Below are 16,006 nucleotides of genomic sequence, written 5' to 3' on the forward strand. Positions count from 1 at the left end.
GCGTGTACCCGTCCGACTACGCCACCGCCTGGGAGCACCCGCTGACCCGACGTGTCTGGGCCAGGCAGACAACGATCAGCATCCTTGCCCTCATCGGGTGGTTCCTCAGCCCTTGGTGCCTCTTGTGCCTGCTTGTCGTCTTCCTTTCCAAGGCGTTCGTCTTCGTCTTTGCTCTTCCGATGTGCTATGGCGCGTATCGCGCCAAAATTCAGCCTGCTCAAATCCTCATCAACATCCGAATCCGCAGAATCCTTCGGGCCTATCCCTGGCGTCTCGACGATATCCCATACAGTTTCCCCCACCACCCCGAAGGAACGCCAACAAAGCTCTGCCTCACAATCCCCCACCCCGCACAGCCGGGAGAAACGATCCTGATGTACCAACACCTGCGTTACGTGCCCACATGGTGGACCAGGCGCATGGGACCCCGCGCCAAGCCTGAGCTGAAGGCTCAGTTGAAGCCCATCTGGTTCGTCGGCGATCCGCGCTTCTTCGGCGTCATCGCCGTCACCAAACCCGGAAGTACCCCAAAAATCCCAGCACCAAAACGCATGCACCTCATCGTCCAGGTCGGAGAGACGAAGCAAACGGCACCCATCGACGTCAACTCGTGGCAAGCTTCCCCCGAAGACCTAGCCCACGCACGGCAAGCCATTGGTTGGCGAGGCCCCCGTGACTGAGGACCAGCCCACCTACATTCTCAGCGGCTCCGCCACCGCCCCCGACCGCGAAGCCTGGTTCGCCCTGCCCGCGGGGTTCACCACCCTGCCGCTTGACGCCCTCACCGCTCCCCCCGGGAGCCCCGACGCCGCAAAGCTCCGGGACGCCGTCGACCCCATCCTCGCCTCCGCCCCCGACGAGGCTCTCCGGCAGCAACTTATCGGCCAATTGGCCGCCGCTCAGCGCATGATTCTCGCCCTTTGCGAGGAAGGCGTCGTCCACTGCTCCCTCGGCACGCACCGCGACGACGACGGCGACGGCCGCATCCTCACCTCGCTCTTCACCTTCCGCTGGCAGGAGATCAGCCGCGCTCCACGGCACCTCACCGCCGCTCGCGCCGTCGCCGCCGGGCACGAGCGGATCGAGGTGCTCGACCTTCCCTGCGGGCCCGCCGCCATCGGGGAGGAGACGAAGTCCGTCGCGCCGGATCTCGGGCTGCCCGTCGACCGGCTGCTCCAGCTCCACGCCTACCTGCCCCACCCGGACGGCAGCCGGCTCGCCGTGCTGACGCTCACCACGCCCGATCCCTATCGCCGCGCGCACTACCGCGCGATGCTGCGCGACGTCGCCGACCACGTCAGCTTCGACAACCCGCTGGTCAACGTGCAGGTAGACGTGTGAGGCGGGGACCGCCGTACCCCGGGACGTGCACCGAGGTACGGCAGCGGAGCGGCACAGGGCGCACAGAATGCCCGCCGCAGGACCCTCTACAGCACCGCACCGGGGGCCTTGGCGCTCCCGGCGGAGTCGCCGGACAGGGCGGCGGGGCCGTTCGGGGCGCTCACCCGAACGCCTCAGCCGAGGGGCCGCCGACACCTGGCGGGCCATCACCGCCCGGTTCGGCTATCCGACCCGTGCGGCTCTCCGCGGCGATCCTCAGGGCGCCGCGCAGGGCCTCACTCAGCCGCTGCACCGGGAACCGCAACTCGGTCTCTGACGCCCCGCCCTGAAGCACATACGCGGAGCGCTCCAACACATCGTGGCCCCAGATGGGTTGCTGGCCCTCGATCGCATCGGCGTACGCTGACAGCCACCCCGTGTCCGTCGGCACGTAGCACGGGCGGCCCTCCGGCGTGGTCCACGGCAGCAGCCGCAACTCCGGCGGGTGCGCGCTCACCTCTCCGCTCCCCGCGCGATGCACTGCGCGAGGCAACGCGCCACCGGCGGCGACACCGCGCCCAACTCGACCATGCCGTAAGACGGCCTGCCGCCCTTCACCCCCTGCGGCTTGACGTCCATAGCGGGAAAATTGATACCCGCCTCCCGCAGCGCCGCCGACAACTCATCCCGAGCCGCCTCCGCCTCACGCAACTTGTCGCTGCCGTGTTCCCCTGCACTCATGCGGGCACCGCCGCTTCGTGAATCCAGCGCGGACCCACATCAACGCCGCGCGTCGCGAGCACCAGGACGCGCCGCCGGGCACGCTGCCGACGCGCTTCCTCACGCCGCTCATGCGCCACCACGTACGCACCGCTCACCACGCGCACACACGACACAGGCACGGTCGGCCGGTCCACGGGCAACGTCACCGCAGACGGCCCGGCACAGCGATGACGGCCAGAGGCGGGAGCGAGTAACCGGAACAAGCGCACGAACAGATTAGCGATACTGTGGGACGCGTCAGCGCTCCTTGTCAGCGTTGGCCAAGCCCCCGGGCCGTGTCAGCGGTCGCGGGGGTCTGTCGACTGTCAAAGAGTGCACCTGCAGGGCGACGGGGAGTTGCACAGAACCGTGCAACTCCCCGTTACCACGCGGATGTCAGACGCCGACCCACTCTGCGAAGTGGGTGAGGCTCCCGCGCTTCGATCGCTCCCGCTTGCGTAGCTGCACGACCGTTTCCCGCACCTGAGGGTGGTAACGAGTCTGCTGCGGGGCGACTTTCTGAGCCTGCAACAGACTCCTGAATGCCGCGTCGTCTTGGCGCGTCCACAGACGCGAGCGAGCCATATCGATATGAATCTGCCCCGCCCGCATCGGGGGCCAGTTCTTCGGAATACGAAGGGTCTGGCCGATCCGAAGCGCTTCGGCATGCTCGTTGTGGTCGGCAAGAGCGCCGATACGGTGAGCGGCAACATTGGTCGGGCCGAACACAACCCAGTGGACGCCCCGGTCCCGGAAGCCGATCGGATCATTCGGGACAGGTTCAGCCTGCGGACCGGCCCGCAACCATCGCTCCGGCGTGGCTTCGCCCGTCTGCTGCGCGTGGCGCTCCGCCAGGTCAAAATGATGCTCGGCTTCTGACTTATTGCCGCTGCGGACTTCCAGGATTGCAGAAGTCAGGTGAAGCTTGCCGGCCGCCGCCTCACGCTCGATTCCCTCTCTCGCATCTTCCAGACAGCGTGCACTGAGCGCCACAAGTCGCTTTCCGGTGTCGAACTCACCGGACCGCAGGCACGCAATCGCGTGCACGTCCCTGGTCATGGCCACGAGGGCGGGGTCATCGCTCCGGTCGGCAGCGAATTCACCGCAGTTTGCAGCAACCAGCGAGAGGTCATGGAACCCGAGTTTCGAAGTGACGTTGAACGCTACGCGATCAAAGCCGACCAGCAATGCCCACGCCCGAGGTTCGTTGGATTCGTGAGCGACGGAAACAGCCTCACGCAGCAGAGCGGGCAACTCGACCGCCGCGGTGCGCAAGTCAGTCTCATGGATGAGCGTGCAGATGCGGTCTCTTTCATTGGAGAGTTCGCCCAACGACCGGGGCCGAACCGGCGGGTCGTGCCCGATATTATGAACGTTGAGGGCTTCCCGAATCGGCTGGATTAGCTGATCTACTCGGTCTCTGCGCAGCTCGCCGATATACGGCTGCCCGATGAGGTCAGCGGGCGTGACCCCAAGCGCCCTCGCACACGCAGCAACGAATTCAGGTGAAGCTGGCTTCTGTCCGCACTCCACCTTTGAGAGCAGCGACACGGACACGTGGGCGCGTATGGCGAGCCCCTGTTGCGTAAGATCCCGGTCCGCGCGCCGTTCGGCAATCCGCGCGCCGATATACCGGTCAGTCGTATCGGGCATGCTGAACTCCGTCCTGACTGCGACACTCAGAACGGTACCCCTGATCAGCCACCGGGGAACGGCGAATCCTCCCCGCACTCGCTTGTGCACCTGCAGGCAGAGGAGTGTGCGCGGGGACCGCCGCACCCTGGTGCACGCACCAAGGGCGGGACGACGGCGGTCCCCGCGTGGGACGCGGGCCGGTTCAGGTCCGTGCCCTACGTCCGGCGACCAGGAGGTCCGGGAGCCGCTCCGGAGGTCACTGGCGCCGTACTCGGGTATCGGTGGTGTCGTCCTTTCCGATGTCCTCTAATGTGCCCGACCCGTGTTAACCCCGTGCTGCGCGGGCGTGACGCCCTCGTACCGTTTGCGGAATCACGCTCCGCGGGCCCGGGTCGCCCGGGTCACCGCCACCCGGGCTGCCGCAGCGGCAGCCCGGAGTGGCCCGACTCCGGCGTCCGTACCGCCAGCACCTGGTTCACGCCGATCCGGTTGCGCTCGAAGGACAGCGCCGATGCGGCCATGTACAGCCGCCACACCCGCGCCCGCCCCGGCGTGGTGAGCGCCACCGCCTTCGCCCAGCGGGCCTCCAGGTTCGCCACCCAGCGGCGCAGCGTCAGCGCGTAGTGCTCGCGCAGCGCCTGGGTGTCGCGCACCTCGAAGCCCGCGCGCTCCAGCTGGCCGACGGTCGTGCCGATCGGCGACAGCTCGCCGTCGGGGAAGACGTAGGCGTCGATGAACTCGTCTATGGCGTAGTCGTCTTCGTCGGTGATCGGGCGGCGGGCGATCTGGTGGTTGAGCAGCCGGCCGCCGGGGCGGAGCAGCCGGTGGAGTACTCGGGCGTACTCGCCGTAGCTCCGGGAGCCGACGTGTTCGGCCATGCCGATGGAGGAGATCGCGTCGTACGGGCCGTCGGCGGTCTCGCGGTAGTCCTGGACGCGGATCTCGACGCGGTCGCCGAGTCCGGCGTCGGCGATCCGCTTGCGCGCGTACGCGGCCTGCTCGGCGGAGAGCGTGATGCCGACGGCGCGTACGCCGTACTCGCGGGCCGCGTGCAGCACCATCGAGCCCCAGCCGCAGCCGACGTCGAGGAGCCGGTCGCCCTCCTTCAGGCCCAGCTTGCGGCAGACGAGGTCCAGCTTGGCGGCCTGGGCGTCCTCCAGGGTGCCGCCGTCGTCCCAGTAGCCGCAGGAGTAGACCATGGACGGGCCGAGGACGAGGGCGTAGAAGTCGTTGCCGACGTCGTAGTGGTGGCTGACGGCGGCCTTGTCGCGGCGCAGGGTGTGCAGGGCGCCGCGGGCCTTGTGCCCGCGCACCTCCTCGGGCGGCGGCGGGGGCGGGGGCAGCGGCCGGGCGAGGGCGAGCACGCGGGGGGCGAGGGCGGCGAGGCGGGCCGGGCGGGGCCGGGGGGCGTCGGGGTCGCGTTCCCAGAGCAGGCCGGCGAGGCGGTCGAGCGCGGTGTAGAGGTCGCCCTCGACGTCGAGTTCGCCGGCGACCCAGGCGCGGGCGAGGCCGAGTTCACCGGGGCGCCACAGGATGCGGCGCAGCGCCCGGCGGTGGCGTACGACGAGGACGGGGGTGCCCTCGGGGCCGGCTTCGGAGCGGTCCCAGGCGCGGATACGGATCGGCAGCGGGCCCCCGAGCAGCTCTTCCGCGAGCGCGGCGAGCCGGGGGGCGGCGGCGTCGGGCATGGCACACCTCCGTGAGATGGGCAGGTGGTCGACGTGTTCCTCCGTTGCTGGACTCCACGTAAACACCAATGCCCACCCCGGGAAGTCCCGTTGCGCGCTGATTCCAGCCGAAAAGAGCAGTCAGGCGCCCTGCCCGGTGGACCGGGAGGACGCCTGACCGGCTGGTACCAGGGGTACTCGCGGGTGCCGGCAGTGTCAGGAGGCCCTTGCCGCCTCGCGGCTGCGCTCCCCGCGGCTGTGTTCCCCGCCGCTGTGTTCCCCGTCGCTGTGCTTCCCGCCGGTGTCCTCGGCGGGCGGGAGGCCCGCGGCGCCGCGGGCCCGCTCCTGCTCCCGCGTCGCCTCCCCGTCGCGTACGGACTGGTCGTGCTGCGCCCGCGCGGCGGCGGTGACCGGCGCGGCGGCCTCGTAGAACTCGTCGCGCGGCGACTCCATGGCGCCCAGCGAGACCACCTCGCGCTTGAGGAAGACGCCGAGCGTCCAGTCCATGAGGACCCGTATCTTGCGGTTCCAGGTCGGCACGGCCATGCCGTGGTAGGTGCGGTGCATGTACCAGGCGAGGCGGCCCTTGAACTTCAGGGTCCGGCCGAACACGGTGACCATCGCCACGCCCTTGTGCAGGCCGAGGCCGGCGACGGCGCCCTTGTTCTTGTGCCGGTACGCGCGCTGCGGGAAGCCACGCAGCGCCGCCACGACGTTGTCGCCGAGGAGCCAGGCTTGCCGCAGGGCGTGCTGCGCGCTCGGCGGGCACCAGGCGTTCTCGACGCCGGCGGCGCGGGCCGCGAGGTCCGGGATCTGGGCGTTGTCGCCCGCGGCCCAGATGTGGTCGCTGCCCTGGACCTGGAGGGTGGCGGCGGTGTCGACGTGCCCCTTGGGGCCGAGCGGCAGGCCGTACTCCTTGAGCACCGGGTGCGGCTTGACGCCGGCGGTCCAGACGACGGTGCTGGAGTCGACCTCCAGGCCGTTCGTGAGGACGACGTGGCCGTCGACGCACGACTCCAGGGAGGTGTTGAGGTAGACCTCGATACCGCGCTCCTGGAGGTGCTTCAGACCCCACTTGCCGAGCACCGGGCCGACCTCCGGGAGGATCTTGCCGGCGGCGTCGACGAGGACGAAGCGCATGTCCTCGCGCTTGATCGAGGGGTAGTACTTGGCGGCGTCGCGCGCCAGGTCCTCGATCTCGCCGATGGTCTCGGCGCCGGCGAAGCCGCCGCCGACGAAGACGAAGGTGAGGGCCTTGCGCCGGTCGTCGGTGTCGTTGGTGGACTCCGCCTTGTCGAGCTGCTCCAGCACGTGGTTGCGCAGCCCGATGGCCTCCTCGACGCCCTTCATGCCGATGCCGTTCTCGGCGAGGCCGGGGATCGGGAAGGTGCGGGAGACGGCGCCGAGGGCGACGATCAGGTAGTCGAACGGGACCTCGTAGGGCCCGCCGACGATGGGCGCGACGACCGCGACCTTGCGGTCCTGGTCGATGGAGGTGACCCGGCCGGTGAGCACCTCGGCACCGGGGAGAACCTGGCGCAGGGGGACCACGACGTGCCGGGGGGAGATGCTGCCGGCGGCCGCCTCGGGGAGGAAGGGCTGGTACGTCATGTACGAGCGCGGGTCGACGACGGTGACCGACGCCTCCCCGTACCGCATCTTCTTCAGGATGCGGCGCGCCGCATAAAGGCCGACGTAACCGCCGCCTACTACGAGGATCCTGGGACGCTCCGTAGTGCTCATGTTTCCGAGTATCCCCCCGGGGTCGGAGGCATGCTCGTGAGGGGGTTCACAAGCTCTACCCCCCATGGTGCTATACTGCGCCGCCACACCTAGCGCGCTCGTCGCGCGTCTGCGGCCGAATTCCGGCCGCACCCCGCTGAGCTGCGGTTTCCGGGTCACGACCCGCAGATGTCACTCTGACGCAAAGCGTCCGTCACACCCCGCGCGGGGCCTGGGGGTCCAGGATTCGAGCACAGCGGCCAAATCTGCCCGCGGAGCATGTGAATATCTTCACGAACTTTCTCCCGTGCTCGACTCCGTCACCTCCGCTCCGGGGTGTCCGGCACGAGTCGGCTCGTGAAACCGGCATCGCGCAGGCGCTCGTAGGCTGCGGCCACGTCGTCGGGGATGCGCTGCTCGATCATGAATCCCTGCTGCGGGTAGATCATGAGCCGCTGCTGTGCGCCGGCCAGCATGTCGAGCACCAAGCGCGCGTCCCCGATGGAGTCGGCGTATGCGGTCAGGGTCATGGATGTGGACGCGCTGACCCACTCGACTTCGGGCCACAGCTTGCGTGCGGTCGCGTAGGCCCGTCGTTCCTCGTACGGCTTGCTGACCAGCAGGACAGACGACACAGGGACATGCTGCTCTTCGAGCAGCGTGCGGGAGAACCGGATGTTCTCCCCCGTGTTCCGGGCCCGCGGCTCCACGAGGATCGCGCCGGCCGACACCCCCAGCTCTATCGCCCGCGCACGGTAGTGCTCAGCCTCTCCACGCGGCATGCGGTCGCGTGTGGTGCGGCTGGTCGCCCCGGTGAAGACGATCAGCGGCATCATGTCCCGCTGGTAGAGATCAGCGGTTGTGTCCGCGACTCCCAGGTCATGACTGCCGAGTCCGATCGCAACAGAGCACGGGCGCAGCTCGTGGCCCATCTGCTGGAAGTCCCAGAGTCGTTGAGCGTCTGCCCATGCCTGCGCTGAGATCACTTGTCCTCGCTCTCCGCTTTCGACGAGTCGGGGACCTTGAAGTCGTAGGTCCATGCGAAGCGCGTCGCCGCGTGTACGCCGATCGCGAACTCGACCACGGTGCCGTCTGCGGTATAAGTCGTCCGGTGCAGCTCTACCACCCATTCGCCCCTTCCACATGCTCGGGACGGTAGCTGGTCAGCTTGTGCGTCGGCTGTGAGCGTTCCTTGACCAGGCGCATGCGCGCGTAGACCTCCGCACCTTCCGGCAGTGTGACTCCACGTGAAATCGGGTTCGTTCCCCGCAGTGCCGCGATCTGCGTACACAGAATCGTGTACACTCGTTCTATGGCCGATGACACCGTGACCGTCAGGGAAGCTCGCGCACACCTTGCGGAGCACATCAACCGCGCCGAGGACGGTACCCCGACAGTCATCACACGTAACGGCGCCCCGGTCGCCGCGGTCGTGCCGATCTCCGACTTCGAAGCGCTGGAGGAGGCGGCCGACGTGCTGCTGGCCCGCGAGGCGGAGGCGGTGCTGGCCGACGGCGGGCCCACCGTTTCGATGGCCGAGATGCTGGCGGACTTGTTCAGCGAGCGCGGTGACGGCGCGGCGTGAAGTACGCGTTCCGATTCACCGCGGCGGCACAGCGGCGGCTCCGGGACATCGACAGGCTCGACGCCATGCGCATCCTCACCGCGCTGACCGCGCTCGGTGACGATCCGTACCGCGAAGACGCCGACGTCAAGAAGCTCGCCGGACCCTCGGGCCTCTTTCGACTGCGGGTCGGCAACTACCGGGTCGCCTACCAGATCAATGACGGTGAACTCGTCATCCTCGTCGTCAAGGTGGGCAACCGGCGCGACGTTTACCGAAACCTGTGAGGCACGAGGCGCTCGCCCTCCTCAGGCGGCTCAGCGCGGCGGCGGGTTCACACGCACCCGTCTGGCGTGCATGGCCGCCTGCTCCACGCGCTGATACCTCACGTGCCTCACACTGGCCCCGTCGACGTGCAACGCGGTGCCGGCCGCGGACTCGGCGCGGCGCAGCACGCCGTCGATGGTCCGGTGCCAGCGTCGTCCGCCCGCATCCTTGAACGACAGCGATATCCCCAGGCTGTGATGCATGAGATGCGCCTGCCGGTGGTCTGCCCGGAGGTAGTGGCTGATCACTTCGGGCTCCTTGACCGGCGGGCAGAGCTTCCGCACTTGCCAGAGCACCGGCACGTTCTCCCAGGGCGGGCCGCCGCCGGGCGACGCCGACATCTGCACCCACAGGAAGACGTGGACGTCGTAGACCGGCAGCGGTGAGGCGTTGAACAGCTTCACGTCCGGATAGTCGGGGAGCGCAGCGGTCGTCACCACCGCATCGGGATCGCTGGTCCTGCTCATCTCGATCCACGCGGAGACCTGGTCTGCCTGCAGCGATGCGTCGGACTTCCCGGAGGCTGCGTCCCGGTCGCGCTCCACACGCAGCATCCTGGCGGCGACCACCACCCCCAGAGCGGCGACTGCCGACCCGGCGATGGCGCTCGCCCAGGTCGCGAGGTCTCCTGCTTCCATGGCCTCCGCTCCGCTGACCGCCGCATGCGACGAGTGTGGGGTCCGGGGTGATTTTCGCAGCCGCGACGATCCCGTCGAGGGGTGCCGCTTACCGCGGTTCCAGCGCCAGAGACCAGGCGAGGCCGTCGAGGATGTCGTGCTCGCTGACCACCACCTCGCGGGCGCCCGTGCGCTCCATCACCGACAGCAGCACCAGCGCCCCCGCGCCGATCACGTCGACCCGGCCGGGGTGCATCACCGGGATCGCGGCGCGTTCCGCGTGGTCCGCCGTGAGCAGGGACTTCGTGACCTCGCGGACCTGGTCGACCGGGATGCGGGCGTGGTGCAGGGCCACCGAGTCGTACGCGGGGAGGCCCAGGGCGATGGCCGCGACCGTGGTGACCGAGCCGGCGAGGCCGACCAGGGTGGCGGTGTCGCGGAGCGGGACCGCCGCTTCGGCCGTGTCGAGGGCGGCGGCGATGTCGGCCCGGGTCGCCGCGACCTGCTCCGCGGTCGGGGGGTCGGCGAGGTGGTGGCGTTCGGTGAGGCGGACGCAGCCGATGTCCACCGAGCGGGCCGCCTCGACGCGGTCGGTGCCGGCGACGAACTCCGTCGAGCCGCCGCCGATGTCGACTACCAGGTACGGGCCCGGCACCTTGCCGGCCAGCTCACCGGTGGCGCCGGTGAAGGACAGCGCGGCCTCCTCGTCGCCGCTGATGACCTCGGGCCGGACGCCCAGGATCTCCTCCACGCCCCGTACGAAGTCCGCGCGGTTCTCGGCGTCCCGGGACGCCGACGTGGCGACGAACCGGGCACGGACCGCGCCCAGCCGCTCGATGATCTCCGCGTACCGGCGGCACGCGGCGAAGGTGCGCTCCAGCGCCTCGGGCGCCAGCCGGCCCGTGCGGTCCACGCCCTGACCCAGCCGGACGATCTCCATCCGGCGGTCCAGGTCCTTCAGTTCACCGGCCGCCGCGTCGATGTCCGCGACGAGCAGGCGGATGGAGTTCGTACCGCAGTCGACGGCTGCCACTCGGGTCATGCCTCATCCTCCCCGGAAGTCCCACCCGTGACGCACGGGCCCTTCTGCCACCACTCCGGCAGCATCTCCAGCGCCTCGTCCCCCAGGGGGTTCACCCCCGGCCCCGCCGCCAGCGCGTGCGCGACGAGCACGTGCAGGCACTTCACCCGGTCCGGCATCCCGCCCGCGCTCGGGAAGCCGGGCAGCTCGGCGATCGCGTCGCGGCGGGCGACGTAGTCCTCGTGTGCCGCGCGGTACGCCGCCGCCAGCTCCGGGTCCGCCGCCAGCCGGGCCGTCATCTCCTTCATCACGCCGTCCGCCTCCAGGGTGCCGATCGCGGAGTTCGCGCGCGGGCATGTCAGGTAGTACAGCGTCGGGAAGGGGGTGCCGTCCGGCAGCCGCGGCGCGGTCTCCACCACGTCGGGGTTGCCGCACGGGCAGCGGTGCGCCACGGCGCGCAGGCCGCGCGGGGCGCGGCCCAGCTGCTCGGCCACGGCCGCGGCGTCCGCGGCGGTGGCGGGGGTGTGCTCGGTGGGCGGCGGGGGCTTGTCCATCTCTCCTCTTCGACCGGTGCCCGCAAGGGGCATGCGGCGGGCGGGTTCGCGTGGCGTACGGCGTACGGCGTACGGGTACGAGCCTCAGCGCTTGCCGTCCGCGGCGTCCAGACCGTCCCACAGGTTCTCGTACCACGGCCGGTCCACCGCCTCCCCCGCGTCGCCGGAGCGGGCGGAGCCGGAGCCGTCGCGCATGAGGTAGCCGGTCTCGCCGGGCAGGACGTAGTGCAGGTGCTCGCGGGCCTGCCGGCGTACGTACTCCGGGTCCTCCCAGCGCGCCTTCTCGTCCCGCAGCTCCTCCACCCGCCGCTCGGCCTGCGCCTTCTCCCGCTCCAGCTCGGCGACCTCGGCGCGCTGGGCGATGTACTGGCGCAGCGGGTACGCGAGCGCCACCACCAGCGAGCAGACGACGAGCGCGAGCACCGCGGCCCGCCCCGTCAGCCGGCTGCGCCGCGGCGGGCGCGCCCGGTAGACGCGCTCCGAGACCCGGCTGACGGCCTGCTCGCCGAGCAGCCTGAGCCGGGTGGTGGTGGAGAAGCGCTCCCTGGCCATGTGCGTCGCGTCCTCCCCGGGCAGCAGGCGGTGGTCGGCCCCGGTCGCACCTTACGCGGTGCGGCCGGGGCCGGGTGCGTCCGCCGCCGATGTCGCCGGTCAGCCGTTCTTTTGACGCCCTCGTCTGCCTGGCGGCAGGCGATTTCGGCCGGCACCACTGCGTGGTGCCCCCTTGGGTTCCTGCTTCGCGGGCCCTTGCCGTCTCCCCGAGAGGAGCGGGTCTTACATGGGCCTCCACAGGCGTTACTTTCCGCCCGTCCGGCGGTAGGTCCGCCAAACTCCGTTGTCAGACAAGCCGACCGTAGCAGCGGCGTCGCGGCCCACGGGACGCCAGGGCCAGAACGCCCTTCGCCTCCACCCTGAAGCGTGAAAACTAGTCAAGCGTTCGAAAGCGGGGGAAGGCGCTGCGACCCGCGTACTCGGCGGCGTCGTCGAGGATCTCCTCGATGCGCAGCAGCTGGTTGTACTTCGCCACCCGCTCGGAGCGGGCGGGGGCACCGGACTTGATCTGGCCGCAGTTGGTGGCGACGACCAGGTCGGCGATGGTGACGTCCTCGGTCTCGCCGGAGCGGTGGGACATCATGCACTTGAAGCCGTTGCGCTGGGCCAGCTCGACGGCGTCCAGGGTCTCGGTGAGCGAGCCGATCTGGTTGACCTTGACCAGCAGGGCGTTCGCCGCGTTCTCGTCGATGCCGCGCTGCAGCCGCTCGGGGTTGGTGACGAAGAGGTCGTCGCCGACGATCTGGACCCTGTCGCCGAGGCGCTCGGTCAGCACGACCCAGCCGGCCCAGTCGTCCTCGAACAGCGGGTCCTCCAGGGAGACCAGCGGGTAGTCCGCGACGAGCTGTTCGTAGTACTCCGTCATCTCGGCGGCGGAGCGCTCCTTGCCCTCGAAGACGTACACGCCGTCCTTGTAGAACTCGGAGGCGGCGACGTCGAGCGCGAGGGCGACGTCCTGGCCGGCGGTGTAGCCGGCCTTCTGGATCGCCTCGATGATCAGGTCCAGCGCGGCCCGGTTGGAGTCGAGGTTCGGCGCGAAACCGCCCTCGTCGCCGAGGCCGGTGGACAGGCCGCGCTCCTTGAGGACGGCCTTGAGCTGGTGGTAGACCTCCGCGCCGCAGCGCACGGCCTCGGAGAACGACTCGGCGCCGATCGGCGCGATCATGAACTCCTGAATGTCGACGTTGGAGTCCGCGTGGCTGCCGCCGTTGAGGATGTTCATCATCGGCACGGGCAGCACGTGCGCGTTGGGACCGCCGAGGTAGCGGAAGAGGGGGAGGTCGGAGGCTTCGGAGGCGGCGTGCGCGACGGCGAGCGAGACGCCGAGGATGGCGTTGGCGCCGAGGGACGACTTGTCGGGGGTGGCGTCCAGGTCGAACATCGCCTGGTCGATGAGCCGCTGCTCGGTGGCGTCGTAGCCGACGAGTTCGGGGCCGATCTGCTCGATGACGGCGAGCACGGCCTTCTCCACGCCCTTCCCGGCGTAGCGGGCCTTGTCCCCGTCCCTCAGCTCCACGGCCTCGAAGGCGCCGGTGGAGGCGCCGGACGGGACGGCAGCACGGCCGGTGCTGCCGTCGTCGAGGCCGACCTCGACCTCGACCGTGGGGTTGCCGCGGGAGTCGAGAATCTCGCGGGCTACGACGACGTCGATCGACGGCACGGTGTCTCCTTCGGAGCGATTCGCTACGGGTTCCGCCCTGAGCCTAGCCGCCCCGGGTGACGGCCCCGGCGCGTACCCGGCGCGTACCCGGCCGCATTCCGCGGTACGAGACGGTATGGGCGGGCGCCGTACGGCGTGGTCGTCGTACGGTGCGGGCGCCGTACGGCCTGGTCGTCCCGGCCCGCGCACCGGACGGGCCGGGACGGCCGCGCCGCACCGCGCGGGCGCGTCCACGGCTGGCTGGCGGGCGGGCGGGCCACGGTTCGTAGTCCGGTCCGGTCCGGCCCGGCCCGCCCGGCGCGGGACTAACTCACCTTCAGCTTCTGGCCCGGGCGGATCAGGTCCGGGTCCGCGCCCACGACCGACTTGTTCTCCTCGTAGAGCTGCTGCCAGCTGTCCGCGCCGTGCCGCCGGGCGATGTCGTCGAGGGTGTCGCCCTCGCGGACCTCGTAGTAGAAGCCCCGGAAGACCGTGCGGGACTCCGGCTGCGTCTGCTCGCCGGCGCCGCGGGCCTCGGTGCCCTGCGGGGCCTCCTGCGGAGCCTCCTGCGGGGCCTGCGGCTGCTGCGGTTGCTGCTCCGGCGCCTCCTGGGGCGCCGGCGGGGCGATCCGTCCGGTCGCCGGACCGCCGGCGGCCAGGCCGGCGCGCGGACCGCAGTTGGGCCACGCCCCCGGACCCTGCATGGTCAGCAGCCGCTCGGCCACGGCGATCTGCTGCTCTTTCGTCGCCAGGTCGGCGCGCGGGGCGTAACCGCTGCCGCCGGCGGCCTCCCAGCTCGACTGGGAGAACTGGACGCCGCCGAAATAGCCGTTTCCGGTATTCGTCGCCCAATTTCCTCCGGACTCGCAGGCGGCCACCCGTTCCCAGGTATCGATCGGGGCCGCGACCGTGTCGTGCGCGCCCACTACCGGCAGCCCGATGGCGGTTCCGGTGGCGCTCACGAGAACGGCCATGCGGGAGTGTGCGCCAAGGCGGGCCTCGGCGGCGGGGCGGCGGTGCTTACCCGTTCCGGCAGGAATAAGCATGATGCTCTTTTCTCACCGACGCCTGCGAGGTGAGCTGTCGGGTGCGGGCTGTGAGTGCCCGGCCGTACGTCGAGCGTGCGGCTTGACCCCAAGCCGTCCGGTCCGCCTTCTCGTTGGACCGGTCCGGCACCTACCGTGGGTCCCCCGCTCCTGTCAGCGGTGCTTCAAGCACAGATGGCCCGGGTGAACGCCGACAGGATTCGGCGTGAGGCGATCACCGGGGCTCGCGTTGGCGAGCGATGTGACGGTAAGCACATAGGCGTGTGCGATTCAAAGACCTCGGAAAGCGCCGCGCCCGGTTTTCCGCCCGTCAGCTAGCCCGGTCAGCCGATTACGTCAAATATGACTAATCCGCGTGGACTTCTCCTGTTACCGGGTCAGTTGCCGCTCAATTCGAGTTCCTGACCAGGCTGGATGTTGTCGGGGTCCGTGCCGAGGGAGTTCTTGTTTCCGTCGTACAACTCGGACCATCCGCCATCAAGCGAATGCTCCGTGGCGATTTCGGTGAGGGTGTCACCCGGTCGGACGGTATAACTGCTGTCGCCGGACTCGCCGGCCTCGCTGTCGTCCTCGGGCTCCTCCACGTCGCCGGGGATCTCGGCGATCCACTCCCGGCCCGGGCCGGGCAGCTCCGTCGCGTCGGGCGACTGGGAGGTGCCCGGGGTCTCGACGGCCTCGCGCGGGGGCTCGGGGGCGCCGGTCGACGGCAGGGCGTCGGACGGGGTGGGGGTGGGGGTCGCGGAGGAGTCCGGGGCGCGGTGCCGGCCGGTGCCCTCGGAGGCGTCTGCGCCCTCGGCGCCCTCGGCGTCCTCGCTGGGCTCCTCGGACGGGTCCTGAGAGCCGCGGTGCTTGCCGCCGCCGTCCTCGCGGTCGCCCTCGCCGTCCGTACGCCCGGCCTCGTCCTCGTTCTCGTCTGCGTCTGCGTTCTCGTCTTCGTCCTGCGAGCCGCCCGCGTCGTCGGTGGCCCCGGGGTCGGGGGCGAGCGTGGGCGGCGTCGTGGGCGGCAGCGGCAGCTCGGCGCCGGGGTTGACCTCCGGCTGCGTGTCGTCGCCGGCCAGCCCGGCGTCGTCGGCGCACTCGGGCCATGCCTTGTCGGCGCCCATGCCGGCGAGGATGCGCTCGGCGACCGTGATCTGCTGCGCCCGGCTGGCGAAGTCGGGCTGCGAGGCGAACTCCTCGCCGCCGTACTCCTGCCACATCTGCATGGTCAACTGCAGGCCGCCGTAGTACCCGTTGCCCTCGTCGGCGCTCCACAGCCCGCCGCTCTCGCACTCGGCGACCCGGTCCCACGTACCGGCGTCGGCGGCACTCGCGCCGCTCGCGCCCAGCAGCGGCAGGGCGAGACCCGCCCCGGTCGCACCGGCGGCGACGACGAACGCGGGGGCCTGGCGGGGACGTCGGTGGCGTCCGTTACCCGAGCGCATGCGAGTGCCTTTCGTTCCCTGTGTGTTCGAACCAGTGGCCGAACCTAATACCGAAGTACCCGCGATCACAAGTTGATCGCCTGAGAGTCACGCGCAGATCACAGAGAACGTCCGAAGCGCACCGGTTCGGTCCCGTGACCGCCACCCGTCGGCCGC

General features: G+C 70.3%; 17 protein-coding genes, 1 pseudogene and 1 riboswitch. Of the genes and pseudogenes, 4 read left to right on the top strand and 14 right to left on the bottom strand.

All coding sequences use genetic code 11. The annotated features are described in order from the left end of the window. Nucleotides 1-2: 2 nt before the first annotated feature. Nucleotides 3-680, top strand: a complete 678-nt coding sequence (locus T328_RS20410; RefSeq protein WP_496497545.1) for a hypothetical protein — start codon at nt 3-5, stop codon at nt 678-680. Beyond that, nucleotides 673-1,341, top strand: a complete 669-nt coding sequence (locus tag T328_RS20415; RefSeq protein WP_496497546.1) for a hypothetical protein — start codon at nt 673-675, stop codon at nt 1,339-1,341. The genes T328_RS20410 and T328_RS20415 overlap by 8 nt, the downstream gene beginning before the upstream one ends. 160 nt (nt 1,342-1,501) lie before the next feature. On the opposite strand, the gene T328_RS20420 is transcribed toward T328_RS20415, so the two are convergent. The 7 genes and pseudogenes from T328_RS20420 to T328_RS20450 form a co-directional block, all read right to left on the bottom strand. Continuing rightward, entirely contained in the window at nt 1,502-1,837 is a 336-nt protein-coding gene (locus T328_RS20420) for a hypothetical protein (RefSeq protein ID WP_496497547.1), read from the bottom strand. Beyond that, nucleotides 1,834-2,061: a hypothetical protein gene (locus T328_RS20425; protein WP_496497548.1), complete on the bottom strand. Its 228-nt coding sequence runs from the start codon at nt 2,059-2,061 to the stop codon at nt 1,834-1,836. Before T328_RS20425 ends, T328_RS20420 begins: the two co-directional genes overlap by 4 nt. A 417-nt stretch (nt 2,062-2,478) precedes the next feature. After that, on the bottom strand, nt 2,479-3,735 hold the full coding sequence (locus tag T328_RS20430) for a helix-turn-helix domain-containing protein (protein WP_496497549.1): 1,257 nt from the start codon (nt 3,733-3,735) through the stop codon (nt 2,479-2,481). Between the two features lie 383 nt (nt 3,736-4,118). After that, entirely contained in the window at nt 4,119-5,405 is a 1,287-nt protein-coding gene (locus T328_RS20435; RefSeq protein WP_496497550.1) for a class I SAM-dependent methyltransferase, read from the bottom strand. 195 nt (nt 5,406-5,600) lie between these two features. Next, nucleotides 5,601-7,127 carry an NAD(P)/FAD-dependent oxidoreductase gene (locus tag T328_RS20440; RefSeq protein WP_496497551.1) on the bottom strand — a complete coding sequence of 509 codons (1,527 nt, stop codon included), beginning with the start codon at nt 7,125-7,127 and terminating at the stop codon, nt 5,601-5,603. A 299-nt stretch (nt 7,128-7,426) separates the two neighbouring features. Continuing rightward, a complete protein-coding gene (locus T328_RS20445; RefSeq protein WP_496497552.1) occupies nt 7,427-8,092 on the bottom strand; it encodes a YdcF family protein in 666 nt (221 codons plus the stop codon). Beyond that, a pseudogene (locus T328_RS20450) lies at nt 8,089-8,342 on the bottom strand (GntR family transcriptional regulator); the annotation flags it as partial. The pseudogene T328_RS20450 and the gene T328_RS20445, both read right to left, overlap by 4 nt. A 76-nt stretch (nt 8,343-8,418) precedes the next feature. Between T328_RS20450 and T328_RS20455 the strand changes: the two are divergent. Both T328_RS20455 and T328_RS20460 read left to right on the top strand, forming a co-directional pair. Further along, entirely contained in the window at nt 8,419-8,691 is a 273-nt protein-coding gene (locus tag T328_RS20455) for a type II toxin-antitoxin system Phd/YefM family antitoxin (protein ID WP_496497553.1), read from the top strand. Then, on the top strand, nt 8,688-8,957 hold the full coding sequence (locus tag T328_RS20460; protein ID WP_496497554.1) for a type II toxin-antitoxin system RelE family toxin: 270 nt from the start codon (nt 8,688-8,690) through the stop codon (nt 8,955-8,957). The genes T328_RS20455 and T328_RS20460 overlap by 4 nt, the downstream gene beginning before the upstream one ends. Nucleotides 8,958-8,987: 30 nt before the next feature. On the opposite strand, the gene T328_RS20465 is transcribed toward T328_RS20460, so the two are convergent. The 7 genes from T328_RS20465 to T328_RS20495 form a co-directional block, all read right to left on the bottom strand. Next, on the bottom strand, nt 8,988-9,635 hold the full coding sequence (locus T328_RS20465; RefSeq protein ID WP_496497555.1) for a hypothetical protein: 648 nt from the start codon (nt 9,633-9,635) through the stop codon (nt 8,988-8,990). 88 nt (nt 9,636-9,723) lie between these two features. Further along, nucleotides 9,724-10,656 (bottom strand): Ppx/GppA phosphatase family protein, encoded by a 933-nt coding sequence (locus T328_RS20470; protein WP_496497556.1) that lies wholly within the window; start codon nt 10,654-10,656, stop codon nt 9,724-9,726. Next, nucleotides 10,653-11,189 carry a DUF501 domain-containing protein gene (locus T328_RS20475; RefSeq protein WP_496497557.1) on the bottom strand — a complete coding sequence of 179 codons (537 nt, stop codon included), beginning with the start codon at nt 11,187-11,189 and terminating at the stop codon, nt 10,653-10,655. Before T328_RS20475 ends, T328_RS20470 begins: the two co-directional genes overlap by 4 nt. A gap of 84 nt (nt 11,190-11,273) precedes the next feature. Next, nucleotides 11,274-11,741, bottom strand: coding sequence for an FtsB family cell division protein (locus tag T328_RS20480; protein WP_496497558.1), 468 nt, complete (start codon nt 11,739-11,741; stop codon nt 11,274-11,276). Nucleotides 11,742-12,114: 373 nt separating this feature from the next. After that, nucleotides 12,115-13,401, bottom strand: coding sequence for a phosphopyruvate hydratase (eno, locus tag T328_RS20485; protein WP_496497559.1), 1,287 nt, complete (start codon nt 13,399-13,401; stop codon nt 12,115-12,117). Between the two features lie 305 nt (nt 13,402-13,706). After that, entirely contained in the window at nt 13,707-14,354 is a 648-nt protein-coding gene (locus tag T328_RS20490; RefSeq protein WP_496497560.1) for a LysM peptidoglycan-binding domain-containing protein, read from the bottom strand. Nucleotides 14,355-14,430: 76 nt separating this feature from the next. Continuing rightward, a riboswitch (cyclic di-AMP (ydaO/yuaA leader) is annotated at nt 14,431-14,595 on the bottom strand. 208 nt (nt 14,596-14,803) lie between these two features. Continuing rightward, nucleotides 14,804-15,850 carry a transglycosylase family protein gene (locus tag T328_RS20495; protein ID WP_496497561.1) on the bottom strand — a complete coding sequence of 349 codons (1,047 nt, stop codon included), beginning with the start codon at nt 15,848-15,850 and terminating at the stop codon, nt 14,804-14,806. Nucleotides 15,851-16,006 lie beyond the last annotated feature (156 nt).

The organism is Streptomyces sp. CNX435 (assembly GCF_059570575.1).